Raw genomic sequence first — 24,702 nt, forward strand, 5'->3', positions numbered from 1 at the left:
CTGTAGGAAACCGCCTGATGAGCCCAACGTTTGACGTCGTGGAACTCGCCACGACCTATGCCAACAAGTCTCCACAAGACATCCTCAAACTGGCCTTCGCCGAGTTCGGCGATGACCTGTGGATATCTTTCAGCGGCGCCGAGGATGTGGTGCTGGTGGACATGGCCTGGAAGCTGAACAAGAACGTCAAGGTGTTCAGCCTCGACACCGGTCGCCTGCACCCGGAAACCTATCGGTTCATCGATCAGGTCCGTGAGCACTACAAGATCGACATCGAACTGATCTCACCGGACCCTACGAAACTGGAGCCTTTCGTGAAAGAAAAGGGTCTGTTCAGTTTCTACAAGGACGGCCATGGCGAGTGCTGTGGCATCCGCAAGATCGAGCCGCTGCGCCGCAAGCTGTCCGACGTCCGCGCCTGGGCCACCGGCCAGCGCCGCGACCAGAGCCCGGGCACCCGCAGCCAGGTGGCCGTGCTGGAAATCGATACGGCGTTCTCCACGCCCGAGCGTACCCTGTACAAATTCAACCCGCTGTCGCAGATGACCAGCGAGGAAGTCTGGGGTTACATCCGCATGCTGGAGCTGCCCTACAACAGCCTGCATGAGCGCGGTTTCATCAGCATCGGCTGCGAACCCTGCACCCGCCCGGTACTGCCGAACCAGCACGAACGCGAAGGCCGCTGGTGGTGGGAGGAAGCCACGCAGAAGGAATGCGGGCTTCACGCCGGTAACATCATCAGCAAATCCAAGGCCTGATACTGCGCAGGAGCCGGCGATCTTTTGATTTTTCGCTTGAGACTCAACTGTCAGCGGAAAGATTGCAGGCTTCGCCACTTCCTACAGCGTGAATCTGTACACAAAACTGTCACCACAAGTGCCAGTTTTGTGTGCACTTATTCAGTGTCGCCCCGAAAAGTTACACTCCTTCCCGTTCCAACTCCCCGTCACTTCCCCTCCAGCATTCTTCTCGAAAATAAATACCTGTTCAAACGGTCAATTTATAAGCACAGAATTTCAGCAACTTATCTGGCATCGATAACTAATCGAAATCAGGGGCATTTCCGTTAGATCTCAGACTGGCATAAATCTGGCTTGAGACGACAAGTGTTTTGTATACAAAGCAAATAAAACATACACACACTTTCGATCCGCAAGCCTGAAGCGCCCTATCCCGTACAGGCTGCAGATGCCCCATAACCAATGATGCTCGCCGCGCCGCGACGAAGATTGCCGAGCCCCACGCTCACGCACAGTCATCGCCGCGCCGAGAATCAGGAGCCTGCCGGAATGCGTACAAGTCTCTCCAATAACATCGCGCTGGATCTACCCTCTTCAACCACTGCCTCCGATGATAAGACTGCAGCCACCCTGGCCTTGAGTCCGAGGTTGCACAACAAGGACCTGGCGCCGACCAAGGCCGAAGGTCGACGTTGGGGTCGCTACAGCATTTTTGCCCTGTGGACCAACGACGTACACAACATAGCCAACTACTCCTTCGCCATCGGCCTGTATGCGCTGGGCCTGGGTGGCTGGCAGATCCTGTTGTCCCTGGGGATCGGCGCGGCCCTGGTGTACGGTTTCATGAACCTGTCCGGCTACATGGGCCAGAAGACCGGAGTGCCGTTTCCAGTGATCAGTCGGATCAGCTTCGGCATCCACGGCGCACAGATTCCCGCATTGATCAGGGCCGTCATCGCGATCGCCTGGTTTGGCATCCAGACCTATCTCGCGTCAGTGGTTTTCCGAGTGTTGCTGACGGCGATTCATCCAGGCTTCGCCGACTACGACCACAACTCGATCCTTGGCCTGTCGAGCCTGGGCTGGATGTGTTTCGTGGCGATCTGGTTCGTGCAACTGCTGATCCTGGCCTACGGCATGGAAACGGTGCGCCGCTACGAAGGCTTCGCCGGGCCGGTGATCCTGGTGACCGTCGCGGCCCTGGCCGGATGGATGTACACCCAGGCCGACGCAACCATTGCCTGGTCGATCCGCGAGCCGCTGACCGGCGGCGAGATGTGGCGCAACATATTCGCCGGCGGCGCGCTGTGGCTGGCGATATACGGCACGCTGGTGCTCAACTTCTGCGACTTCGCCCGCTCCTCACCATGCCGTCGGACCATCATCGTCGGCAACTTCTGGGGCCTGCCGGTGAATATCCTGGTGTTTGCCGCCATCACTGTCCTGTTGTGCGGTGCGCAGTTCCAGATCAACGGACAGATAATCGAGAGCCCGACCCAGGTGATCGCCTCGATCCCCAACACCTTTTTCCTGGTGCTCGGCTGCCTGGCATTCCTGATCGTCACCGTGGCAGTGAACATCATGGCCAACTTCGTCGCCCCGGCCTTCGTGCTCAGCAACCTGGCGCCCAAGTATCTGAACTTCCGCCGCGCCGGATTGATCAGCGCCGCCATCGCCGTGCTGATCCTGCCGTGGAATCTCTACAACAGCCCGCTGGTGATCGTGTACTTCCTGTCCGGGCTCGGTGCCCTGCTCGGCCCACTGTACGGCGTGATCATGGTCGACTACTGGCTGCTGCGCAAAGGTCGTATCAACGTGCCGCAGCTGTATAGCGAGGACCCGAACGGAGCGTACTTCTACAGCAACGGCGTCAACCTGCGGGCCGTGGCGGCATTCATCCCGGCGGCGCTGATCGCGATCGTCCTGGCGCTGGTGCCCGGCTTCGACAGCGTTTCACCGTTCTCCTGGCTGATCGGCGCTTCGATTGCCGGCCTGCTGTACCTGATCATCGCCAAGCGCCAAGCGTATTACGAGGACATCAGCGGTGAATCCATCGCTGTGGATAACGTCAGTCATTGATCGTTCAAGGCGTCCCGCCGGTCCGGGCCGCCGTCTTTTCTGCGTTAAAGGAAACTGCTCATGCGAATTCTTGTGGTCAACGTCAACACCACCGAATCCATCACCGAGGCCATCGCCCGACAAGCCCAGGCCGTGGCCGCCCCCGGCACCGAAATCGTAGGGCTCACACCGCATTTCGGTGCCGACTCCGTTGAAGGCAATTTCGAAAGTTACCTGGCCGCCATCGCCGTGATGGATCGGGTGTTGTCCTACGACCAACCGTTCGACGCGGTGATCCAGGCCGGCTACGGCGAGCACGGCCGTGAAGGTCTGCAGGAACTGCTCGACGTCCCGGTGGTGGACATCACCGACGCGGGCGCCAGCACCGCCATGTTCCTCGGCCATGCCTATTCGGTGGTCACCACCCTGGACCGCACCGTGCCGCTGATCGAAGACCGCCTCAAGCTTTCCGGCCTGTACGACCGCTGCGCCTCGGTGCGGGCCAGTGGCCTGGCGGTGCTGGAACTGGAGGAAGACCCGCTACGGGCAGTCGAAGCCATCGTCCGCCAGGCCGAACTGGCGGTCAGCCAGGACAAGGCCGAAGTCATCTGCCTGGGCTGCGGCGGCATGGCCGGGCTCGATGAGCAGATCCGCCAACGCACCGGAGTGCCGGTGGTCGATGGCGTGACGGCGGCGGTGACCATTGCCGAATCCCTGGTGCGGTTGGGGCTGTCGACTTCGAAGGTGCGCACCTATGCGACACCTCGGCCCAAGACCATCATCGGCTGGCCGGGGCGGTTTGGGCGGTGAGTTCACAGCTGTAGACCGCGTCGCCTCTATCGCGAGCAGGCTCGCTCCCACAGGGTCGTGGTGTCAGAAAATCTTCTGATCACCGCAAATCCATTGTGGGAGCGAGCCTGCTCGCGATAGGGGCGACGCAATCTGAAGCCAGGCTCAAACCGCACTGAAGCGCTCACCCAACCCCTGCGCGGCGAACTGCTCGATGATGAAGTCCACAAACGCCCGGGTCTTGCCCGGCAGCAGTTTGTGCTCGGCGTAATAAATGGAAATGTTGCCATCGTCGACGTACCAGTCCGGCAAGACCCGCAGCAAAGCACCGCTCTGCAGATAGGCCACGGCGAACGGCATGCTCACCAAGGCAATCCCCAGCCCTTGGCTTGCGGTAGCGCAGGCGGCTTCCGAATCGCTCATGGTCATGCGCACTTTGAGCGTCAGCGGGCTGTGTTGCCGGCTACGACTGGTCAGTTGCCACGAACGGATGCGACCGGTTTGCGGTGAACGGATCAAGATGCCCTGGTGCTGTGCCAGGTCTTCCGGCTCGACCACCGGAGCCTGTTGCTGCAAATAGGACGGCGCGGCGACCAGTACCCGGTGAGCCACCGTCAGCTTGCGTGCAACCACTCCCGAGGGCAGTTCGAACCCGCCTCCAATGGCCGCATCGAAGCCTTGGCCGATCAAGTCGACCTGGCGGTTATCGAAATGCCAGTCCGGATTGATCGCCGGATACCGCCGCAGAAAATCCCCCAGCAATGGCACCACATACAAACGGCCGAACACGGTGCCCATGCTCACCTTCAGGGTACCTGCCGGCTGCCCACCGGCGCTGGCGAGGTTGGCGACGGCGTTCTGGATGGTATTGAGGCTGCCGCTCACTTCACCCAGGAACAATTGGCCCGCTTCAGTCAGTGTCAGGCTGCGGGTGCTACGCTGGAACAGCCGCACACCCAGACGCGCCTCAAGCTTGGCGACGCTTTTACCCACCGCCGCCGGGGTCACGCTCAGGCGGCGCGCGGCTTCGGCAAAGCTGCCGACTTCGGCGCTACGCACAAAGCATTCGATACTGCTGAAAGTCTCCATGGGCGCCACTCTAAACTTTTGGTTGATACAGACTGTAGCAAAGACCGTCTACACAAGCTGGCGCCGCATCCTGATACTCACCCCATCGCCGCGGCATCTCGCCCCGGTACATTTTGGAGAACATCATGAGCACTCACACATTGAACGGTAAAGTCGCCTTGATCCAGGGCGGTTCCCGCGGCATCGGCGCCGCCATCGTCAAGCGTTTGGCCGCAGAAGGCGCCGCAGTGGCCTTCACTTATGTCAGCTCAGCCGCCAAGGCTGAAGAACTGCAGAACAGCATCACGGCAACGGGCGGCAAAGCCCTGGCGATCAAAGCCGACAGCGCCGACGCCGATGCCATCCGCAACGCCGTCGAAGCGACTGCCAAGGCGTTCGGCGGGCTGGACATCCTGGTCAATAACGCTGGCGTCCTGGCGATGGCACCGCTGGACGAGTTCAAGCTTGAGGACTTCGACCAGACTCTGGCCGTCAACGTACGCAGTGTGTTCATCGCCACCCAGGCTGCCGCGCGCCACATGACCGAAGGCGGTCGGGTGATCAACATCGGCAGTACCAACGCCGACCGCATGCCCTTTGCCGGCGGAGCCCCTTACGCCATGAGCAAATCCGCACTGGTGGGCCTGACCAAAGGCCTGGCCCGTGACCTGGGTCCTCGGGGCATCACAGTCAACAACGTACAGCCTGGCCCGGTCGACACCGACATGAACCCGGCCGACGGCGACTTCGCGTCCAGCCTGACTTCACTGATGGCCGTCGGGCGTTACGGCAAGGTCGACGAAATCGCCAGCTTCGTCGCCTACCTGGCAGGCCCGGAAGCGGCCTATATTACCGGCGCCAGCCTGACCATCGACGGTGGTTTCGGGGCTTGATCCGGGCATGAAAAACGCCGGTCAGGGCTTCAACCCTGACCGGCGTTTCGTTGCGTCACAGCCGGTCTTCAGACCCGCTCCAGCTCCGGCAGGCCACAGAGCCCCGGCTGGAACATTTTCAGCGAACGGATGATCCCGTCGGCGTGGGCATATTTTTCATCGGCCATGGCCGGATCCGGGATGGCGATGGCCGTCATGCCCGCCGCCTTCGCGGCCGTGACGCCGAACGGAGAATCCTCGAACACAAGGCAATCAAGAGGATCAACGCCCAGTCGACGGGCCGCTACGAGAAAGATATCCGGTGCAGGTTTGGCCGCCCCCACTTCCGGATCGTCTGCCGTGACGATGAAGTCGAACAGCGCGAACCAGTCCCGGTGCAGGGTGGTTTTCAAGGCGAAGGTATGGCGTGATGAGCTGGTACCTACCGCGATGGGCACGCCACTGGCCTTGAAATGCCGCACCAACTCCTCGGCGCCCGGCATCGCCAGGGCATGGGGGAAACGCTCGCGCATCAGCGGCTCGCGGATCACCAGGAACTCCTCCGCAGTGATCGGTAGCTCCAGCGCCCGGACCACATAGCGTGCCAGATCCCCGGCACCCCGACCGATGATGTTCTGCTTGACGCTCCAGTCGAACGTGCGCCCGTAGCGCTCGGCGATGATGGAAGTGACCTCGGTATAGATGCCCTCGGTGTCCAGCAGCAGCCCATCCATGTCGAAAATCACGGCCTTGATCGGGCCAAACTCTTTCAGCGGTGCATTCATCGCATCTGATCCGTTATCAACACAACATTCCAGGGATGGCTCAGGTGCGACCGAGCAACGTGTTCACCTTAAAGGATTCAGCAGAATAGCGAGAGGGGCCAGGAAGAGGCAACGGGAAATCGTACGGACATCCCGTAGGAGCTGTCGAGCATAGCGAGGCTGCGATCTTTTGATCCTGATCTTCCCAAAACTTGTGAACATAGGGAAAAGATCGCAGCCTCGCTACGCTCGACAGCTCCTACCGGGTTCCATCAGGACGTGGTCATTGGCTTGAGCTGCTGGAACCGCCCGAGCCACTGCCACTGCTACCGGAACCGGTTCCGCTACTGGAGGAATCGCCGCCCATGGTGCTGCTGCCGCTGGTGGAGCCGCTTCCGGTGCCGGGGTTCGTGCTGCTGCCGTTGGCGTCGCCACCGTTACCGCCGCTCACGGAACCAGGCGGTAGCGCGTTGCCGTTGGCGTCGGAGGTGCCGCCGGCATCCATCTGTGTGGAGGGTGGCATGCCGCCTTTATCTACGGGAGGGCTGCCGCCCGAAGACTGGGCGACAGCTACCAATGAACTGACTGAAAGAATTCCGGCAAGGGTCAGTGCCGTCATGTTTGACTTCATCATGGTGAGTCTCCTTTTCGAAGTACCTACCTGATGTGGCAACCTGGGCGTGCAGATGGTGCCAGGAAATCGACAGGCGGCCCGGGCCGTCAGCTCGGCTTGCTGGAGGCATCGTCACCGGCGATATCCGGATCATCCGGGCTCGCCTCGACATCATCGTCCTCGCTGGACAGCGGCTCTGCGCCGCTATCGTCATCCGGCGGCCGCTGGTCGCGGTCCAGGGAATTGGTTGGCGAGGGCAGCGGGTATTCCGGGGTTTCGTCTTCGGTCTCGATCAAGGGAACCAGAGCATCATCCATCAGCGAACCGGGGTCTTCATTGCCCGGATCATTGAGGGAAGGCAGACCCGACGAGCCTTTTTCTTCCTTGCCTTCGGTTTCCGGCGTCATGGCACACCTCGCATTGCAAATGGATGTATCAATTCGAGGCGGAGGGACAGTAAACGTTCCGACAAATACCAGGAAAGGAAAAAATCGGCACAAGGCCCAAAAACCGTGGGAGCAAAACTTGCACGCGATAGCGGTAAGTCAGTCAGCAACAACGTTGACCGACCTGCCGCTATCGCGAGCAAGCTTTGCTCCCACAAGGTTTGCACCGTTTGATCCTTAACTGACTGGCCTCAGGCACAAGGCCGGGCTTCCTCAGTCAGACATCGATTCAACGATGCTTTCTCTTATGCTTGTGCTTCTTGCCGGAATGACCATCGTTGTCATTGGACAGGTTGCTGCCCAACGCACCACCCGCCGCGCCACCGATCCCCGCGCCGATGGTCGAACCGGCGGAACCGCCCAGGCGATTACCGACAATCGAACCACCGGCCGAACCCAGGCCGCCACCAATGGCTGCTTCCGTACGACTGCCCTTGCGAGCCCCCACCGCACTGCCAGCTGCGCCGCCGACACCGGCACCAATCGCAGCGCCTGTGCTGCCGCCCATCTGTTGGCCGACCACATTACCCAATACACCGCCCAGGCCACCGCCGATTGCAGCGGTACCATCGCCAGCCGCCATCACACCTTGGGCGACCACCAACCCAAGCACCAGGGTGGACAAAGTCAAACGCATGATAAAAACCTCAAGAATGCCGCATCGGGAGAGATGGCCGGTGCGCGCGGGCGCGAGTCTACGCCAAACGGCATCAACCATGCTGCTTGGACAACGAACGCAAGGGGAGTTTTATGACAGGCAAAAAAAAGCCCGCTGGGGAAACGGGCAGGTACTGCTTTCTAACGGATGAGCTAAGCCTACGTTCCTGAGTGTGAAAGAAACGTGAAAGACATCGCTCGTAGGAAAAAAAGTAAACGTATCTGCATCGCAGACAAGAATAGTCTGAAGCGAGGGGGAACTCGCCCCAGCCAGGCGGCATAGCGGAGCGTCTTGTGAGTGCCAGGCCCCAAACAGGAGAGGCTCCCTCGCCACAGGCTCATCCAATTTGAATGAACAGTATGTGTCTTCAGTGGCGGGGCTGTGCCGAACTATTTGCGGGCAGGTACCCTGGGCAGGAACTTGGCCTTTTCCCCTCGCTGCACCTTTGCAACCTTCGTCCGGATGGACTTGATCGGTTCGTCGCCAAAATCCGAGCGATACGCCGATTGACCACACTGCAGCCCTTCATTGATCGGATAGGTGGCTTCGCTTTCCTCGCTGTACGTTGCTCCCATCGCCATTCCCCTTTTCATCGAGATCGATACCGGCATCAACCGATTACCTGAACAATATCGACCTTCTCGGCCTTGAGACTAGTCGGTCATCAACAGACCGCACGACCACGCAAGCGCGGCCCGACGAATGGAAACCACTGTTTCAAAAGGGAAACACTCAATCGGCGGCGCGCATCGTCCGGCTTAGAATCCGCGAAACCTGGTCAGCAGAGTAAGGTTTGGACAAGAACTCAAAACCTTCGTGACCGCTATGGGCCAGCTCCTCGCTGTAGCCCGACGTAAGGACCACCGGCAAGTCCTTGCGGCGCTGACGCAGCTCCCGGGCCAGCGCGATGCCACCGATGCCTGGCATGACCACATCGGAAAATATCGCATCGAATGCAGCAGCGTCCGGACCGGCCATTTCCAGCGCGTCCTCGGCGTTGGTCGCCCAGGCGGTTTCGTACCCCAGATCCTGCAGGATCTGGTTGGCAAAACGCCCTACCTCCAGGTTGTCTTCCACGATCAACACTCGGCGCCTGCCCTTTTCCAGTATCAGGTGCGTGGTTTCTTCTCTGGTAGGTTCATGCCGCTTTTCGGCTTCGACTTCCGGCAGGTACAAGGTAAACGCGGTGCCCTCCCCGACAACGGTCGAAACGTCGACATTGCCGCCGGACTGTTTGGCAAAACCGAACACCTGGGACAACCCCAGCCCCGTGCCCTTGCCCACCTCCTTGGTGGTGAAGAAGGGTTCGAAAATGTGTTCGAGGTCTTGCGCGGCAATGCCGGTACCGGTGTCCGCCAGGGTTACCGCGACAAAGGGCTGGCCGGAGCCCGCATGGCCACGAATCGGCGGCATGCCTTCGCCGCAGCTGAGTCGAAGCCACAATGTGCCCTGGCAATTCATGGCATCCCGGGCATTCAAGGCCATGTTGATCAGGGCCGTTTCAAACTGGCTCAGGTCCGCACGTATGAAACAAGGGCGGTCGCACAACTCGACCTTGACCTGCATCCGCGCCCCCGTAATGGTTTCCAGCATGTCTCCCAGACTCTGCACCTGCTTGCCGACATTGATGACTTCCGGTTTCAACGGCTGGCGCCGGGCAAATGCCAGTAGCTGACTGGTCAGCTTGGCGGCACGGTCCACCGTTTCGGACACCGCCGTCATGTAGCGCTGGCGGCGCTCATTGGGTAAATCGGGCATGCGCAGAAAGTCGACGGAGGACCGGATGATCGTCAGCAGGTTGTTGAAATCATGGGCCACACCGCCGGTGAGCTGGCCGATCGCCTCGAGTTTTTGCGACTGACGCAGCGCAGCTTCCGTCTGTTTCAAGCGCATGCTGCGTTCCTCGACCCGCTGCTCAAGCGTTGCATTCAACTCGGCCAGGGCCGCCAGGCCTTCACGCACGGCGGCGTCCGCACGGGCACGCTCGATATGGGCCCAGGATCGCTCGGTGACTTCCTTGAGCAGCGCCAGATCGTAGGCAGACCAGTAACGGGGCTTTTGGTCATGGATCGCCATCAGCGCCGTCAACCGCCCACCCTTGATCAGCGGCACGCAAATGGTCGCCGCGATCCCAAGGAGCTGGAACGTCGCCGCCTCCTGCGGCGCCAGCTCCGCCAGGTTGTCGTTGACCACCAATGCCTTGCCGGCGCGAAGATGAGAGATGGCCAGTCGGCCGAAGTCCGCTAACCGATAGTGCCCGACAATACTGGGCGAACCCGCCCTGGCCCAGTCGCCGCGAATCGTGAAGCCATCTTCATCTTCATCCATGTCGGCATAGGCGCAATTGGACAGGTTCAAGTGCGCCGCCAGAATTCGTGTAGTGGCCGCCATGATGGCCTGCGGATCAGTGACGTTGGCCACAGCAGTACCGATGGCATCCAGCACAGCCAGGCGCTGGTTCATGAACACCGTCGAGGTCGTCTCGGTAACGGTATCCAGCATGCCCACGACCTTGCCGAACTGGTCACGGATGGGGCTGTAGCAGAACGTGAAATAGGCTTGCTCGGGGCCCTCACCGCGTTCGATGACGAGGGGGAAATTCTCGATATAGGTCGCCTGCCCATCGAAGGCAGCCTGCACGATCGGCCCGATCTCGCTCCAGGCTTCCCGCCAGACTTCATCGAACCGCCGCCCCAGTGCATCGGGCTTATTACCGAGAATGGGCACGAAAGCATCGTTGTACAACATGATCAGGTCCGGCCCCCACACAATGGCTTGGGGAAAGTGGGAGGCGAGGCTGAGGGCCACGGTGGTCTTGAGTACATCGGGCCACTGCGCCGGCAACCCAAGGGGCGTACTCGCCCAATCATGGCGCCGCACCCGTTCGGCCATTTCCCCATAGCTTTGCAGCCAGTCTGTCATTGCGTTAGATCCTTCTGCCGCCCATTCAGTCGAGGTACGAAGCGCTCCGGCTTCAGACCGGTGCGTATTATCCCGTTGAGTGTGGGAATGTGCGACGGATTCTGAAGGACAAAACGGATTAAATCGTGGGGGCGTGGCAGAGATGGCTGATAGGCCTACGGTGATGTCCTACATATCTTGGGATAATCGAGTTGGCGCACCGTGAACGGCCAACAAAAAGCTTCGCATACGCCATGGCAACCTCCTACATAACATTGGGAATCGTCTGCCGAATCAACCCCTTGTGTCATTTTTGCCGTGGCGACTATAGTTTTGGCGTCGTCCAGATGGCGACCGGGTTTGGCGACCCGTAGTGGGATGCGAAAGCGCTTGCTTGTTGCAGGCGCTCTTGCATCTGTAGAGTTGTCGTTATGGCAGCTGTACGCGGGAGACCTTCGGGTCTGCCGGCTTCCACTCCGGTTCGCCAACCTGCGTACAGTTGCCACCCATTCGTTTGGCGACGATTGGTGGCGAAACTTACCAGTGGAGCTTACCTATGAACCGCTACATGAGCCTTACCAGCAACGCCGACGACCAACCCTTATACGTCGACACCACCGCCCCGCTCCACGTACTCCTTGACGCAGCGGGCTACCGAATCCGAGCCGTCACCCAGTTCCTGGAAAATATCGCGATGCGTGACGAACGCCCTATCGATCCCACGACACTTCAGGATCTGGCGCAGCTTTGCTGTATATCCCTGCGCGATGGCTGTGATGTGATGGATGTGATTGCACGTCGCCTGGATGCAGCACCCGCGGGGTCTGCTCTGTAAGGCGTGGACATGCTGGAAACCGAAGCCCCCGACTCGAATCAGGGGCTTTCATTCATAACCAGCCAAACCCCTTGGCCATCATCCCGGCCAGTCCCAGTGAGGCCACGATCAAGGCTGCGAACAGAACCCTGAAGTCCAGCCTGGTTTCAGTGCGATGTTCCCGCAGGTCCACGCCCATTCCGTTCAGTTCATGCCGGATATATTCGACATGGGTCTCAAGCTTCACGACACGCGATTCCATTCCCAACCTCCCAAAGATGCGACCTCATTTCAAGGCCTTAAACGTTGAGATTGCACGATAGCTCTTCTTGGCTTTGGACGTTTCTGTATGGAAAGTAGGAGGTTTCTTGTATCCGCTGCTCGTGCAACGCCAGACGCTATGAATAAGGCGTCTCCCTCTCGCCCCCTCGCGAGCGTTTCAATAGTAGCTTGCCGGCGATCTCGACAAAGGGGGTGACAATCAGACTATAGACCGTCCGGTACCGCTGCTGATCCTGCTCCCCGGTACCAAAGCGCAGCGCCTCGGGCCGGGCGCTGGTGACGTAGAGCGTGCCGAACATCCAGTCCCAGAGTGACAGGTTCGTACCGAAGTTCCGGTTGAAATGACGAGGGGCATCGCTATGGTGGATCTGATGCTGGGCGGGACTGTTCAGCACATGCTCGAGCACCGGGCCGAATGACAGCCAGACGTGGGTATGACGCAGATTGGCCGCCAGGCTGTTGAAGATAAACACCAGGTAGGTCATGCCGAATAGCGTGTAGTGGCTGATCTCGCCGCCGCTCAGGTACCAGAAGACCCCGGCATAGAGGCCAAGGCAGGCGGTAATGCCGAGGTTTCCGGCGATCCGCTCCACAAAATGAATCCGGCTCGCCGTCGCCGGCACCAGCACCGACGCCGAATGATGAACCTTGTGAAACGCCCACAGCCAGCGCGAATGAAACGCCCGGTGCGTCCAGTAGTGGACGAAATCCTTTACCAGGAACACCCCCAGCCCATAGAGCAAGGCCAGCAAAAGCGCCTCTTCCGAACGTGGCCGCGCGCCCCAGAGATTGTTGAAAAATGCCAGGTAGTCCCCGGACCGCAAGATGTAAGGATCGACCAGATGCACGATAGGCAACATGAGCGCGATCTTGAGCGTTGTGCGCAGCAGGTAGTAGCGGCAATCCAGCCAGGCAGAGTGATGAAAATACACTCGACTGCCACCGATGAACTGCCAGAACGAACGGGCTACGGTCAGGCCGCGTTGTTTTCTGAAGCGGAACAGGCCATAGGCCACGCCATAGGACGCGCAGAGAAACAAGACCCCGAGACGGCCGCTGAAGCTGAAAATGCTGTAGAACTGTCCGGTGATGGGGGTGATGACCCACTCGACCAACTGCTTGTAGATCAGGGAAAACACATCCACGAAGGGCCGACCTCTGCTGAAGAGAGGCCATTGTAGATCAGCCGATTGGAGGATGGCGTTCCAGAACCGACAAGGCGCTTCGGGCCTTGAGCATCGATCCCTTACAGACAGGGCTGGATCAGGAACGGCCACGGAGGCGAAAACATGGCCAGCGTCGCGGCAAGATATGATCGGGTTTATCAAGGGATCGCACTGATCGTCGGCGCGGTCCTGCTGCTGTCGCTGGCCGATGCATCGGTGAAATATTTCAGCAATCGATTGGCGCTGTGGCAGTTGTTCCTGCTGGTGTCCTGTCTGACGGTGCCACTGCTGGGTGGCTGGCTGCTGCTTGGGCTCAAATCCGGGCAACTGCGGGTCACTTCGGTGGGCTGGGTGGCGGCCAGAAGTATCTCGCTGTTGCTGATGTGGGTGACCTACTACTCAGCCCTGCCGCTCATTCCGCTGTCCGTAGCCGCTGTAGCCATCTACACCACGCCCTTGTTCATTGCACTTTTTTCGACTTTTTATGGTGGAGAGAAGCTCTCCCTTCTTGGTTGGATCGCCATCGGGACAGGTTTTGCGGGCGTCACCCTGGTGCTGCGTCCTGGAGCGGAGGCCTTCAACCTTGCCGCCCTCCTCCCCGTCATTGGCGCCGTATTCTATGCGATCGCCATGGTGATGACGCGCCGTCACTGTCGCAACGAACATCCTCTGGTGTTGGCGCTGGGACTGAACGTGGCATTCCTGATTGCCGCCAGCCTCGGCGGCATCACCTCTTTTTTCGATAACGGAACCCTCGCCAACCGGGCCCCTTTCCTGCTGTCGGCCTGGCAACCACTCGGCTGGCAAGGGCTGGTCTTTGTCTGCGGGTATGCCATCGCCCTGATTGCTATCAATACCGCGACGGCCAGGGCCTATCAAATCGCACCGGCCGCACTGATCGGCACTTTTGACTACGCCTACCTGGTCTTTGCCTGTTTCTGGGGATATTGGCTGTTTGACGAAGTGCCGGACGGGCTGACCTGGGGTGGAATGTCGCTGATTCTGGGTGCGGGGTTATTGGTGTTACGCCGATGACTGTCGAACTGCTTCATTGAAAGACGACTGAACCTCCAGGCGCTGCAACGGGCTTGCGCAGCCGTCCTCCCATGCCGCCGCTACGCTGCCTTTCACTTCGATCGAACGCCTCCCTCCTCGACAGGTCTTCTCCTTATCACGCTTCTGGAATCAGACCATGTCCGCACACAAGGGCCTTGTTGTACTCGCTCGGGGCGGTTACGCCGCCCGAGGCGTTATCTACTTGATCATCGGCATTTTCGCTTTGCTGGCGGCCCAGGATTCGAGCCGACCCAAGGACAGCCACAAAAGCCTGGAGGCGTTGCTGAGCCAGCCATTCGGGCACGTATTGGTCGGTCTGGTGGTAGCGGGTCTGCTCGCCTTCGCCGGCTGGCGCATTCTGCAAGCGACGCAAGACGTCGATCATCATGGCAAACACTTCAAGGGGCTGGTGATACGTGCAGGTTTGTTGGCGGGAGGCGCCGTCAACGGTGCGCTGGCCTTTTTTGCGTTGGGCCTGCTTATCAGCGGCATGAGAAGCTCAAGCGGTTCAGGCGGTGGACAAACCCGGGACTTGCTGGCGCATCTGCTGTCCTGGGAACACTCCAATTTATTGATCTATCTCGTTGCACTGGTCCCTCTGGGCACCGGCCTCGCTCATATCATCAAGGGTTGGAAGGCTTCGTTCGAGAAGTACTTCGAAGCGGACGAAGACGTGATGCGCTACGTCCGTCCAGTGTCGCGATTCGGTCTTATCGCCCGCGGTGTGGTCTTCATCGAAATCGCGTTCCTGCTGATGATCAGTGGTTCGAGCTATCAGGCCATGGATCCACCAGGGATGAGGGAAGCGCTCGACGCCCTGCAGAACCTGCCAGCCGGGAGTGTGGTCTTGATGCTGATAGCCCTGGGGTTGATCGCCTTCTCGGTCTACAGCTTTGCCGAAGCGTTCTGGCGCCGGATAAACATGGAAGTGCCCGGCGTTGCCGCTATCCGATAGCCACGCGCAGTCAAAGCCCGATGAACTTCACACCCCACAACGCCACCATCCCCACCACCAACGTCAACAGCGTACTGCGCCACCGCCAGGCCACCCACGCCGCCACAATCGCTGCCGGTATCTGAGGGTTCTCCAACACCAATGCCCCTTGCCCGTTGGGATAGATCACCGCAGGCAGAACCAGGGCCGCCAAGACGCTCGCCGGCACGTGCATCAAGGCCCGACGCATCAGGGGTGGAATCCGCCAGCGGCCATAGAGCTCGATGAAAGACAGTCGCATGGCGAAGGTTCCCAGACCCGCCGCGAGGAACAGGCCCCACAAGGAAAGATCACTCATGATGGCTCTCCTTCGATGCCATCGGCGGTTGCACGGTTTGAAATGCTCTCAATCACCAACCCGGCCAGAACTCCGCCGATGGAGGCCATGATCAACCCCAGGTTGTAGGGCAGCTTGACGGCCAGTACGGCAAGCAGTCCGCCGACCGCCGCGGCGCCCCAGCTTGCCTTGCTCCGCAGGCCGGGGATGAGCAACGCCAGGAAGGAAAGTGGTATGGCAAAACTCAAGGACCAGGTGTCTGGGATGCTCGCGCCCAAGTACACCCCGGCCAGCACCGAGAGTTGCCAGGCCAGCCACATGCCCACCGCCGTACCGGCATAGTAATGATGGGCAAACGCTCCCAATTCGCCCGATGAAAACTTCAGGCTGCACAGTGCATAGGCCTGGTCCGAAAGCAGGTAAGCCATCGGCCAGGTCCTGCGACGGGGCAAGTGGTGCAGGTGCGGCGCCAGGGAAGCGCTGTACATGATGAAACGCAGATTGATGACCAAGGCCGTGGCCACGATCGCCACCGGCACGACGCCGTTGTGCAACAACTGGAGTGCCACCATTTGGGCGGAGCCGGAATAGAACAGTAGCGTCATGCCCATGCTCATGCCGGGCGACAAGCCCATTTCAATGGCCATGACCCCCGTCACCAGCCCAAACGGGACGACACCCGGCGTCAATGGAAGGAGCGCACGAATACCTTGCATGAAAGCTTCTTTTCCACTTTGGCAGGGCATTTGTTTTCCTTGTTCGTTGTGCTCGCGCTAACGTTGCTCAGGGCATCGTGCGGTAGAGTGTAGGCATCGATGATCGCCGGGCTGAATCAACTTTTTTTCCGGCTAAACAGGTAGTTTTTGTTATGGCACGAAACGCCCCGCCTGATCAGGCGCTGATGAAAATGCCCTCGTTCAAGGCCATGAGATCCTTTGTCGCAGCAGCCAGGTATCGCAACTTTACCCGGGCGGCCGAGGCGTTATGCGTCACTCAGGCGGCGATCAGCCGCCAGATTCGCGATCTGGAAACGTACCTGGGCACAGAGTTGCTTATTCGCACGGGAAGAGAACTCAAGCTGACGCCGTCGGGAGCCGCGCTATTCGATGCCGCGCAGCTGTCGTTGCTCAACATTTTCCAGGCCACGGAAAGAATCCGCCGGAAAAAAAGCGAAAAACACATTCTCACCCTGTGCTGTACGCCCGCCATGTCGACCCTTTGGCTATCCCATAAGCTGAAGGACTTTTTCAGCGCCAATCCCGACATTGACTTGAACGTCATCACCACCCAGCACTTCCTGACCATGGAGCCCGGCATCAATCCGGATATCTTCATCGCCAAAAGCAGCGAGCACTACCCCGGCTACTTGCGTCAGGCGCTGTTTCACGAAGTTATCTATCCGGTGTGCACACCACGCTATCTGGAGACGCATCCTGAACTGCGCACATTGGAAGGCGTGCGTAACAGCACCCTGCTGGACCTGAATCCCTATGGTCGTTCCCAACAGTCGGAACAGATCGACTGGAATGTATGGTTCGCCTATCAGTCCCACGATTTGCAACTGCCCGTATCGGACAGCCCGCATTACTTCAGCAGCAACGACTACAGCCTCCTCCTGCAAATGACCCTGGATGATCAAGGCGTCGCGCTGGGCTGGGATCATCTGGTCAGGCATCTCGTGCAACAAGGTCGTCTGGTTAGGCCGGTCGCGGAGGAGTTGTCGCTCAGGGAGTCGATCCAGTACCTGATGATCAATGAGGACAAGAAAGAGGATCCTGCTTGCGTGCGCTTGAAGGGGTGGTTGGTCGATCAATTTCAATCGTGAGGGTGGGACAGCACCCCCACACTTCTGAAACTGACCCACCGCTATCGCGAGCAGGCTCGCTCCCACATTGGATTTAGGGGTACGAGGCCTTTGCGGACACCAGCAGACCTGTGGGAGCCGGGGTGTCCGCAGCATCTGCATACGCCACCAAACCCTGTGGGAGCCGGGCTTGCCCGCGATGGCGGCGGTACATTCAACATCTGCGTGGCAGCGTCACCCCGTCACACACCCGTGCGGCACTTTCCCGACAAAACTGTCCATCAGGCTCGCCACCACCATTTCCCCCATTCGCGTGCGGGTCTGCAGGGTTGCGCTGGCGCGGTGCGGTTGCAGGACCACCTGCTCGTTGCCAAACAAGGTGTCGGGAACATTCGGTTCATCGACGAACACATCCAGCCCCGCCCCCGCAATGTCACCAGCGGCCAGCGCCGCCACCAGATCGGCTTCGTTGACCAGCTTGCCCCGGGCCACGTTGATCAGGTAACCGCCCTTGCCCAGGGCATGCAGCACATGGGCATCGATGATGGCTTCGGCCTGATCGGCGGCGGCCGCGAGTATCAGGGCATCACTGGCGCTGGCCAGCTCCTTGAGATCGGCAATGAAAGTGTGCGTCACATCGCTCATGGGGTGCAGGTCGGTGTAGCTGATCGTGCAGCCGAACGCCGCAAGTCGCGTTGCCACGGCCCGGCCGACGCGTCCCATGCCGACGATACCAATGCGCATGCCGAACACCTGGCGGGCCAGCGGCAACGGTGACAACGGCGTCGCGCTGTGGGGCCATTGGCCCGAGCGCACGTAGCGATCACCGGTGCACAGGCCACGGCACACGGCAATCAACAGGCCGACGGCCAGATCGGCAACGTCTTCGGTCAGCGCACCAATGGTGGCGGTTACACGGATCCCGCGATCCCGAGCATAGGCCAGGTCCACCGCATCGGTGCCGACGCCGTTGACCGCCACCACCTCCAGCTTGGGCAACTGCGCCATGAGCGCCTGGCTGATGCCGGTATGCCCGCCAGTGATCACACCGCGAATGTGAGCGCCGTGTTCCAGCAGATAGGCCGATTTGTCGGCCTGTTCGAAATAGCGCCTGACAGTAAACAACTCATTGAGCCGGGTGTTGATTTCAGGAATCAGGATCGGACTGAGTTGCAGGACTTCTGGTTTCATGTGGACCTCATGGAGCGAAAGAGTAGATCGATTCAAACGTATTGCTGGCCGCTTACGGCTTGCGGATGTCTGTGTTCAGGCTCAACCGCGACCGGCAAAAGGCATGGCTGTGGCCATGACGGTCATGTTCAGGACGTTGGCCGACAGCGGCAGGCTCGCGATGTAGCGCACCGCGTCGGCTACATGCTTGACGTCCACCATCGGCTCTACCGCGATGCTGCCGTTGGCCTGGCGCACCCCCTTGGTCATGCGCACCGACATTTCGGTCAGGGCGTTGCCGATGTCGATCTGGCTGCAGGCGATGTTGAATGCCCGGCCGTCCAGGGCCAGGGATTTGGTCAGCCCCAGCACTGCGTGTTTGCTGGCGGTGTAGGCGCTGCTGAACGGCCGCGGGGTATGGGCGGAAATCGAACCATTATTGATGATGCGCCCGCCCTGCGGCTGTTGCCGGCGCATCAGCCCGAAGGCCCCGCGGGCACAAAGGAAAACTCCGTTGAGGTTAGTGTCGATAACGTTGCGCCATTGCTCGAACGTCAACTCATCCAGCGGCACGGCGGGCGCATTGACCCCAGCGTTGTTGAACATCACGTCCAGGCGTCCGAACGTCACGGTGATGGTTGCAAACAGCGCATCGACACTGGCCGGATCGCGCACATCAGTGGGCACCGCCAGCGCGTCCCGCCCCTCACTGACGGCCAGCTCAACCAATGCCTGCAAAGGTTCGGGACGGCGTCCGGCCAATACCAACGTGTACCCGTCTTCCATCAGGCCCAGGGCCACGGCGCGGCCGATGCCGCTGCCGGCACCGGTGACCAGGGCCACTTTCAATGGGTTGGACATACTGTTGTTTCCTTTCGCAGAATCTGTAGGGCAAATGCCGCATTCAAGGCCGCTGGCCGACACGCATTTCCAGTTGGCCGATGCCGTCGATGCCGGCGTTGATGATGTCGCCTGGCCGCAGCTCGTCGACGCCTGCCGGGCTGCCGGTCATGATCAGATCCCCCGCCCTGAGCGCCACCGATTGCGAGATTCGGCTGATCACTTCACTGACCGACCAGATCTGGCTGTCGAGGCTGTCGCGCTGGCGCTCCTGGCCGTTCACGTTCAACCACAAGTCCCCCTCGGGATGACCGGCCTTCGCAACCGGCACGATAGCGGTCATCGGCGCGGCACCGTCGAACACCTTGGCGCCTTCCCATGGCAAACCGTTGCGTTTGGCCAGCCGCTGGATATCACGGCGCGTCAGGTCAAGCCCTGCGGCGTAGCCCCACACATAAGCCAGCGCTTGGCTTTCGGGGATATTCGCACCGCCTTCACCGATGGCCACGACCAACTCGATTTCATGAACAAACTCTTCAGTCACCGACGGAAACGGCACTTCACCGACCGCATCCATCACACAACTGGCAGGCTTCATGAAAAACACCGGCGGCTGGCGGTTCTGCCCCTGAGCATCGGGCCATGGGTAATTGCGACCGACGCAAAACACCCGGCCGACGGGAAAACGCTGTTGGGTACCGACAACCGGCAGAGTCACTGGCAGGTCCGGAGTAAAGACATACTCGGTCATGTTCATCCTGATGAAAGTCCTGATAGAAGCGTCAGCGTACGGCGGCAATCCTTGGCAAAGTTGGACAAAAGCCGCCTCGTCTTGGAGAAAAAAGGGGTTCAGGCTCGGGTCTTGAGTTCTATGCGATACAGGCGCCCAAGCAGAAACGAGTAGGACAAAGTGCCCATCAATGCCACGCCGCCAATGAACCAGAAGGCCAAGGCAAACGAGCCGGTCTTTTGGACAATCGCGCCGATCACGATGGGGGTGACGATGCCGCCGATGTTGGCGGCCAGACTGGTGATCCCACCGGTGAGCCCGATGAGTTCCTTGGGCGCTACTTCCGACACCGCGGCCCACGAGGACGAAGCAATACCCTGGGCAAAGAAAGCGATGGTCAGGATGGCAATGCAGATGACGTTCGAGTCGGTGAAGTTTACCAAGACGATGGACATGCCCAGCATCGAGCCCACCACCAGCGGCAATTTACGCGCAAAGGACAGCGAATAGCCGCGGCGGATCAGCAGATCGGAAATGATCCCCGCCAGCAGAATGCCCACCGTTGCCCCCACGAACGGCAGCACGGCAAAGATCCCGGCCTTGATCATGGTCAGTTGACGCTCTTCGATCAGGTAGGTCGGGAACCAGGTGAGGAAGAAGTACAGCGCCGACGTGCTGGCGAACTTACCGATGCAAATCGCCCAGACCTGCCGATAGCTGAACAACTCGGCGATCTGCCGCCAGTTGAAACGGGTACGCTCCTGGCTGCTCTTGACCAGCCCTCCCCCGGCTTCGATGTACTTGAGCTCTTGCTTGCTGACTTTCTTGCAGTTCATCGGATCGCGGTACAGGTACAGCCAGAGCACACCGAACACAATCCCCAGTGCACCAGTGCTGTAAAACACATGTCGCCAGTCGTAGGTGGTAGCCAGCCATAGCAGTGCGCCGGTAAACAACGCCGTGCCCAGGTACTGGCCGCAGACGTAGATGCTGCTCGCCACACCCCGCTCCCGCGCCGGGAACCACACCGTGACCGCTCGACTATTGGCAGGAAACGCCGGTGCTTCCATCGCCCCGACGGCCAGGCGCAGGCCAAACAGCGACGCGAATCCCGTGGCAAGACCCTGGCAGACGGTGACCGTCGACCAACTGATCAGCGACACCCCGTAAGTGAACCGCGAGCCGAACCGATCAGCGATGAAGCCGGCGGGCACCAATGCGATGGCATAAGTCCAGGCGAAAGCGGAAAAGATCAGGCCCATTTCGATCTTGTCCAGGCCCAGGTCCTTGGCCATGAAAGGCGCCGCAATCGAGATGTTCACCCGATCGATGTAGTTGATGATCGTCGCAATCAACAGCAGCGACAGCATGAACCAACGCCGGCGCGATGGCAGTCGTGCAGACACGGTGGCGTCCAGGGCGTTGGCTGCCAACGGCGGCGCGGTAGTCTGGGAGGTGTGGGAATTCGACATGGATGACCCTTCATTATTGTTAGACGAATCGAAATACGTGCCAGCAGCACACCTTGATTGGCCTCGGGAAGGCAGCGGCTGCATGGCCGCCAATGTGGTCGTACAACCATGCGAAATCAATTGAGGAGTTAGACCGTTTTTTTCCTGAACAACGGTGATTGATGACGCTGTCCAAAAAAATCAGTGCTGAGAAATCCGCGTAAGATTTATCAAAATAGCTTTAACTATTTGTTTTAAAAAAATAATTTATATCAGCTGCGTCTGTCATTTCTTGGACAAGGGCTGTCTTCCTTTGAGTCGATAAATTCCATGCACGCCAGACGTCATCGTATGACTTATTGAAATGAAACTGATGACACCCTCACAATTACAACGTCCAAGCCGTTGTCGAGGATCCAAGTAGATGTCATCACCGAGCCAAGTCCCCACCTATTTCATGCAGCAGCGCTGCGAATTGACGGACTTCTACATCCGCGACAAAAAAGGTCGACGCGCCGAAACCAGCCTCCATCGTCACGAGTATTTCCAGATCCAGATCAACCTCGGCGGCGACACCGTGCAGCACATCGGTCATGTCGAGCGTCCGTTCCCGCGAAACACCCTGGCGTTCATCCTGCCCCATCGAGTGCATGTGATTCCGCACCCGGCGGACAGCAATTTCATGGTGATCAACTTTTCCCAGACCTTCCTGCTGCCCCATCTGCAGTGCGACCCGATGGATCTGGAAGAAGTCTCGATTCTGCTGGCTCCCGAGTTATCGCCGTTCCGTTTCCAGGAGCATCTGGATTTCATTCTGGGCCAAGAGGATTTCGTCAAAGTCTGTGGACTGATCGAGCAGATGCGTGTCCATGACAAGAACCGTCAGTTCGGCACCCGGGAGATCCTCAAGGGGTTGTTGCTGCAACTGATCGGCAGTGTCTGTGCCTTATATGCCGAGCCGCTCAAGCAATTGGCCGAAGAGAACGCTGCCGAAATAAGCCGCCGCGATGCACTGGGCAGGATGTCTGAATACCTGCGCAGGAATATTGCCGACCCCGACCTCAATCTGATCAAGGTAGCCGCTGCAACCTACCTGTCGCCGACCTACCTGACCCACTGGCTGCGCAAGGAAATCGGCAAGACCTTCACCGAACTGGTGCTTGAGCGCAGGATGCATGCGGCGCGCAACTACCTGCTCAATGGCACCCGTCCCGTGGGTGAGGTGGCGCGGTTGTGCGGGTTCGCTGACGAGGCTTATTTCTCACGGCGCTTCCGTCAGATCCATGGACTGCCACCCGGGCAGTTCAGGCGCACGCAACTGGATCCGGACAGGCCGCAGTTGGCGTTGAATACGTGACCCTACCGAGGGCATCGGTTCAACCCATGGCCTGCTACTGGTGGGTAACGAGCCAATTGAGCACTTCATCCCAGAGTGGTTCTGCCGATGGCCGGCACTCTACCGCACGGCCTACAGCCAGGCCGAAGCGCAAAGCCTGGGAGCCCGCCAAGTCATTGTGAAAACGGCTCGTTATTCAACGAGCCGTTTTCACAAGAGTGCCGGACGCCCCTAATATGCATCAGCGCAGAATCAACACCGCTGCCACCGCTGTCACCAGCACCACGCCGAATACCATGCGTGCGATCCACGGCGCTGTCAGCCAGACCCCCGTCACCCCGGCAATCTGCCCGACGTTTTTTTCCGTCAGGCGAAAACTCGGCTCGCGAAAGGGGTTGCCGCATTGAGGGCAAGCGTATGCCTTGTCGGAAATACGCGAAGAACATTCGGGACAATCGATCAGGCTCATTGCGCTACCTCAGGTGGGTTGAACTTCGGCCACTCAACAGACCATTCATCAGTTCTTTTGCTCTGTACCCGGCTTAGTTGTTGGGAGTAAGCCCCATCTGCGTCATGGGCAGCCAGGCCACTTAGCACTGAATAAGTGAAGACCATAGCCGACCCCAGGCAACGCAGCGGCCAATCCGTAATTGAAACTGTCATAGCCCCACGAACCGAAACCCATCACTGCGATTCGAATTGCGCCTGGCAGCCTATTGCTGAGCGTATTTGGACAAGGTCGCCTCAAGCGCGTCCGAAACGAGTGCAACCAGGATCGGCTGGGCATGGGCTTGCATGTAGCGACCGATTCCAACCTGCCGTTCTTTCACTTGCGACGCGTATATTGAAGCGCGGCCTTGCGCGACGAGCGACGACAACTCTTCTTCGGAGAAGGACTTCTCATAGGCCACGGCAAGGCTCTCATCCCATTTGGGCTGGTATTGCGGCAGCAATGCATTGATCTCGTCGGATACCGCACTGTTCGCACTGGCATTCCCAAGCTTATCGGCGATCGTCGCGTAGGTTGACGTGCTCTTCGCCGTCAGCAGCGCAAGGGAGGAGAGCTTCTTGCCCAGCCCGGTTTGGGCAACGAATGTACGAGCCTCGTTAAGCGAAGCTGCATCAGCTTGGACGGTGGTTGAGCAGGCGATGCACAGTGTCAGTGCGACAACTGCTAATGAAATCCTTTTCATTTTTTCCATTTCCAATCGGGTAGCAATAGGTCCTAGGGTAGTTTCATCCTCGAAGCTATGCCAGAGGCGCTGTTCGAGACCTGAAACAGATAGGTCCCATATCGCCCTTTTCCAGACGCCAGAAACCACAAACCCCCGACTTTCTCTAGGAAAATCAGGGGTCTGTGTTTGCAGAATGTGGCGGTGAAGGAGAGATTCGAAAGCACCCGATTGAGGTTTGCGGCGGATGGCCCCCCGGTTTATAAGGGTTTCAAGGCGATAGTTTGCGCGCAAACGTTCCCATGGCGGTCCCATGGAATCTGTTCGGTGACTGGCCCAAAGGCTGGCGTATAGGCCGTTTGCGTTTCTTGAGAACGGCGTTTTTCAAGGTAGTTGTCGCGTCACCGTCTAACCATGCTGCTCTTTTCTCGGCCTGCTGCTCTCGATCCGGATTCAGCAGCACCGTGCCTATCGGCTCCCAGTTCCGTGTTCGTCCAGACCAGCGTTCCGGGCTTTTCTTTCGGGCTTGCTCGTACAGTTCATGACGCTGAGCCAGGATCTGTTGATCCTGCCCTTGATGCCGCTCCGCCGGGGTCACGAAGCGGATCCGGCTATGCCGGTGTTCGTGGTTGTACCAACGCATGAAATCCCTGACCCAGATGCGTGCGGCGTCCAGGCTGGCAAAGCCATCTGCCGGCCAT

At 59.3% G+C, this 24,702-nt stretch carries 26 protein-coding genes and 1 pseudogene; 9 read left to right on the forward strand and 18 right to left on the reverse strand.

Annotation, left to right across the window (positions count from 1 at the left end; genetic code table 11):
* The first annotated feature begins 17 nt into the window (after window positions 1-17).
* The 3 genes from AD665_RS25050 (at window position 18) to AD665_RS25060 (ending at window position 3,608) form a co-directional block, all read left to right on the forward strand.
* Complete coding sequence (locus tag AD665_RS25050; protein ID WP_024776836.1) at window positions 18-758, forward strand: phosphoadenylyl-sulfate reductase; 741 nt, start codon at window positions 18-20, stop codon at window positions 756-758.
* A 531-nt stretch (window positions 759-1,289) separates the two neighbouring features.
* Window positions 1,290-2,819, forward strand: a complete 1,530-nt coding sequence (locus AD665_RS25055; protein WP_053194282.1) for an NCS1 family nucleobase:cation symporter-1 — start codon at window positions 1,290-1,292, stop codon at window positions 2,817-2,819.
* A gap of 60 nt (window positions 2,820-2,879) precedes the next feature.
* Window positions 2,880-3,608, forward strand: coding sequence for an aspartate/glutamate racemase family protein (locus tag AD665_RS25060; RefSeq protein WP_024776838.1), 729 nt, complete (start codon window positions 2,880-2,882; stop codon window positions 3,606-3,608).
* A 144-nt stretch (window positions 3,609-3,752) separates the two neighbouring features.
* Here AD665_RS25060 and AD665_RS25065 read toward each other — a convergent pair whose 3' ends face one another.
* On the reverse strand, window positions 3,753-4,676 hold the full coding sequence (locus tag AD665_RS25065) for a LysR family transcriptional regulator (protein ID WP_053194283.1): 924 nt from the start codon (window positions 4,674-4,676) through the stop codon (window positions 3,753-3,755).
* A 125-nt stretch (window positions 4,677-4,801) separates the two neighbouring features.
* On the opposite strand from AD665_RS25065, the gene AD665_RS25070 reads away from it, so the two are divergent.
* A complete protein-coding gene (locus AD665_RS25070) occupies window positions 4,802-5,548 on the forward strand; it encodes a 3-oxoacyl-ACP reductase family protein (protein ID WP_053194284.1) in 747 nt (248 codons plus the stop codon).
* 68 nt (window positions 5,549-5,616) lie between these two features.
* Here AD665_RS25070 and AD665_RS25075 read toward each other — a convergent pair whose 3' ends face one another.
* The 6 genes from AD665_RS25075 to AD665_RS25100 form a co-directional block, all read right to left on the reverse strand.
* The gene (locus tag AD665_RS25075; protein ID WP_053194285.1) at window positions 5,617-6,312 is read right to left on the reverse strand and encodes an HAD-IA family hydrolase; all 696 of its coding nucleotides are present in this window, start codon (window positions 6,310-6,312) and stop codon (window positions 5,617-5,619) included.
* Window positions 6,313-6,574: 262 nt separating this feature from the next.
* Window positions 6,575-6,925 carry a hypothetical protein gene (locus AD665_RS25080; RefSeq protein ID WP_053194286.1) on the reverse strand — a complete coding sequence of 117 codons (351 nt, stop codon included), beginning with the start codon at window positions 6,923-6,925 and terminating at the stop codon, window positions 6,575-6,577.
* An 86-nt stretch (window positions 6,926-7,011) separates the two neighbouring features.
* Window positions 7,012-7,221 carry a hypothetical protein gene (locus AD665_RS25085; protein WP_053194292.1) on the reverse strand — a complete coding sequence of 70 codons (210 nt, stop codon included), beginning with the start codon at window positions 7,219-7,221 and terminating at the stop codon, window positions 7,012-7,014.
* A gap of 358 nt (window positions 7,222-7,579) precedes the next feature.
* The gene (locus AD665_RS25090) at window positions 7,580-7,987 is read right to left on the reverse strand and encodes a glycine zipper domain-containing protein (protein WP_024776844.1); all 408 of its coding nucleotides are present in this window, start codon (window positions 7,985-7,987) and stop codon (window positions 7,580-7,582) included.
* Window positions 7,988-8,397: 410 nt separating this feature from the next.
* Window positions 8,398-8,619: a hypothetical protein gene (locus AD665_RS25095; protein WP_231995017.1), complete on the reverse strand. Its 222-nt coding sequence runs from the start codon at window positions 8,617-8,619 to the stop codon at window positions 8,398-8,400.
* A gap of 121 nt (window positions 8,620-8,740) precedes the next feature.
* Complete coding sequence (locus AD665_RS25100; RefSeq protein WP_024776846.1) at window positions 8,741-10,930, reverse strand: GAF domain-containing hybrid sensor histidine kinase/response regulator; 2,190 nt, start codon at window positions 10,928-10,930, stop codon at window positions 8,741-8,743.
* A 535-nt stretch (window positions 10,931-11,465) separates the two neighbouring features.
* On the opposite strand from AD665_RS25100, the gene AD665_RS25105 reads away from it, so the two are divergent.
* Complete coding sequence (locus tag AD665_RS25105) at window positions 11,466-11,744, forward strand: hypothetical protein (protein WP_041024572.1); 279 nt, start codon at window positions 11,466-11,468, stop codon at window positions 11,742-11,744.
* Between the two features lie 52 nt (window positions 11,745-11,796).
* On the opposite strand, the gene AD665_RS25110 is transcribed toward AD665_RS25105, so the two are convergent.
* Entirely contained in the window at window positions 11,797-11,985 is a 189-nt protein-coding gene (locus tag AD665_RS25110) for a hypothetical protein (protein ID WP_041024573.1), read from the reverse strand.
* 136 nt (window positions 11,986-12,121) lie between these two features.
* The gene (locus AD665_RS25115; protein WP_053194287.1) at window positions 12,122-13,150 is read right to left on the reverse strand and encodes a sterol desaturase family protein; all 1,029 of its coding nucleotides are present in this window, start codon (window positions 13,148-13,150) and stop codon (window positions 12,122-12,124) included.
* 144 nt (window positions 13,151-13,294) lie between these two features.
* Here AD665_RS25115 and AD665_RS25120 point away from each other — a divergent pair, with 144 nt between their 5' ends.
* Both AD665_RS25120 and AD665_RS25125 read left to right on the forward strand, forming a co-directional pair.
* On the forward strand, window positions 13,295-14,206 hold the full coding sequence (locus AD665_RS25120; protein ID WP_053194288.1) for a DMT family transporter: 912 nt from the start codon (window positions 13,295-13,297) through the stop codon (window positions 14,204-14,206).
* A 157-nt stretch (window positions 14,207-14,363) separates the two neighbouring features.
* Window positions 14,364-15,182, forward strand: a complete 819-nt coding sequence (locus tag AD665_RS25125; protein WP_024776849.1) for a DUF1206 domain-containing protein — start codon at window positions 14,364-14,366, stop codon at window positions 15,180-15,182.
* Window positions 15,183-15,192: 10 nt separating this feature from the next.
* Here AD665_RS25125 and AD665_RS25130 read toward each other — a convergent pair whose 3' ends face one another.
* Entirely contained in the window at window positions 15,193-15,519 is a 327-nt protein-coding gene (locus AD665_RS25130; protein WP_024776850.1) for an AzlD domain-containing protein, read from the reverse strand.
* On the reverse strand, window positions 15,516-16,244 hold the full coding sequence (locus AD665_RS25135) for an AzlC family ABC transporter permease (protein ID WP_053194289.1): 729 nt from the start codon (window positions 16,242-16,244) through the stop codon (window positions 15,516-15,518). The genes AD665_RS25130 and AD665_RS25135 overlap by 4 nt, the downstream gene beginning before the upstream one ends.
* Before the next feature lie 122 nt (window positions 16,245-16,366).
* On the opposite strand from AD665_RS25135, the gene AD665_RS25140 reads away from it, so the two are divergent.
* Window positions 16,367-17,323 (forward strand): LysR family transcriptional regulator, encoded by a 957-nt coding sequence (locus tag AD665_RS25140; protein ID WP_024776852.1) that lies wholly within the window; start codon window positions 16,367-16,369, stop codon window positions 17,321-17,323.
* Between the two features lie 213 nt (window positions 17,324-17,536).
* Here the strand turns inward: AD665_RS25140 and AD665_RS25145 are convergent, their stop codons facing one another.
* The 4 genes from AD665_RS25145 to AD665_RS25160 all read right to left on the reverse strand — a co-directional run bounded on the left by AD665_RS25145 (window position 17,537) and on the right by AD665_RS25160 (window position 21,514).
* A complete protein-coding gene (locus AD665_RS25145; RefSeq protein WP_024776853.1) occupies window positions 17,537-18,493 on the reverse strand; it encodes a 2-hydroxyacid dehydrogenase in 957 nt (318 codons plus the stop codon).
* An 81-nt stretch (window positions 18,494-18,574) separates the two neighbouring features.
* Complete coding sequence (locus AD665_RS25150) at window positions 18,575-19,333, reverse strand: SDR family oxidoreductase (RefSeq protein ID WP_053194290.1); 759 nt, start codon at window positions 19,331-19,333, stop codon at window positions 18,575-18,577.
* A 43-nt stretch (window positions 19,334-19,376) separates the two neighbouring features.
* A complete protein-coding gene (locus tag AD665_RS25155) occupies window positions 19,377-20,069 on the reverse strand; it encodes a fumarylacetoacetate hydrolase family protein (protein WP_053194291.1) in 693 nt (230 codons plus the stop codon).
* 92 nt (window positions 20,070-20,161) lie between these two features.
* Window positions 20,162-21,514: an MFS transporter gene (locus tag AD665_RS25160; RefSeq protein WP_024776856.1), complete on the reverse strand. Its 1,353-nt coding sequence runs from the start codon at window positions 21,512-21,514 to the stop codon at window positions 20,162-20,164.
* A 403-nt stretch (window positions 21,515-21,917) separates the two neighbouring features.
* On the opposite strand from AD665_RS25160, the gene AD665_RS25165 reads away from it, so the two are divergent.
* A complete protein-coding gene (locus AD665_RS25165; protein WP_024776857.1) occupies window positions 21,918-22,850 on the forward strand; it encodes a helix-turn-helix transcriptional regulator in 933 nt (310 codons plus the stop codon).
* 220 nt (window positions 22,851-23,070) lie between these two features.
* Here the strand turns inward: AD665_RS25165 and AD665_RS25170 are convergent, their stop codons facing one another.
* From AD665_RS25170 to AD665_RS27210, 3 genes and pseudogenes are all read right to left on the reverse strand, one after another.
* A complete protein-coding gene (locus AD665_RS25170; protein WP_024776858.1) occupies window positions 23,071-23,298 on the reverse strand; it encodes a hypothetical protein in 228 nt (75 codons plus the stop codon).
* 244 nt (window positions 23,299-23,542) lie between these two features.
* The gene (locus AD665_RS25175; RefSeq protein WP_231995016.1) at window positions 23,543-24,031 is read right to left on the reverse strand and encodes a DUF2059 domain-containing protein; all 489 of its coding nucleotides are present in this window, start codon (window positions 24,029-24,031) and stop codon (window positions 23,543-23,545) included.
* A 385-nt stretch (window positions 24,032-24,416) separates the two neighbouring features.
* Window positions 24,417-24,702: pseudogene (locus tag AD665_RS27210) on the reverse strand (IS3 family transposase); the annotation flags it as partial.

It is taken from the genome of Pseudomonas corrugata, from assembly GCF_001269905.1.
In the GTDB taxonomy this organism is placed as follows: domain Bacteria; phylum Pseudomonadota; class Gammaproteobacteria; order Pseudomonadales; family Pseudomonadaceae; genus Aquipseudomonas; species Aquipseudomonas corrugata.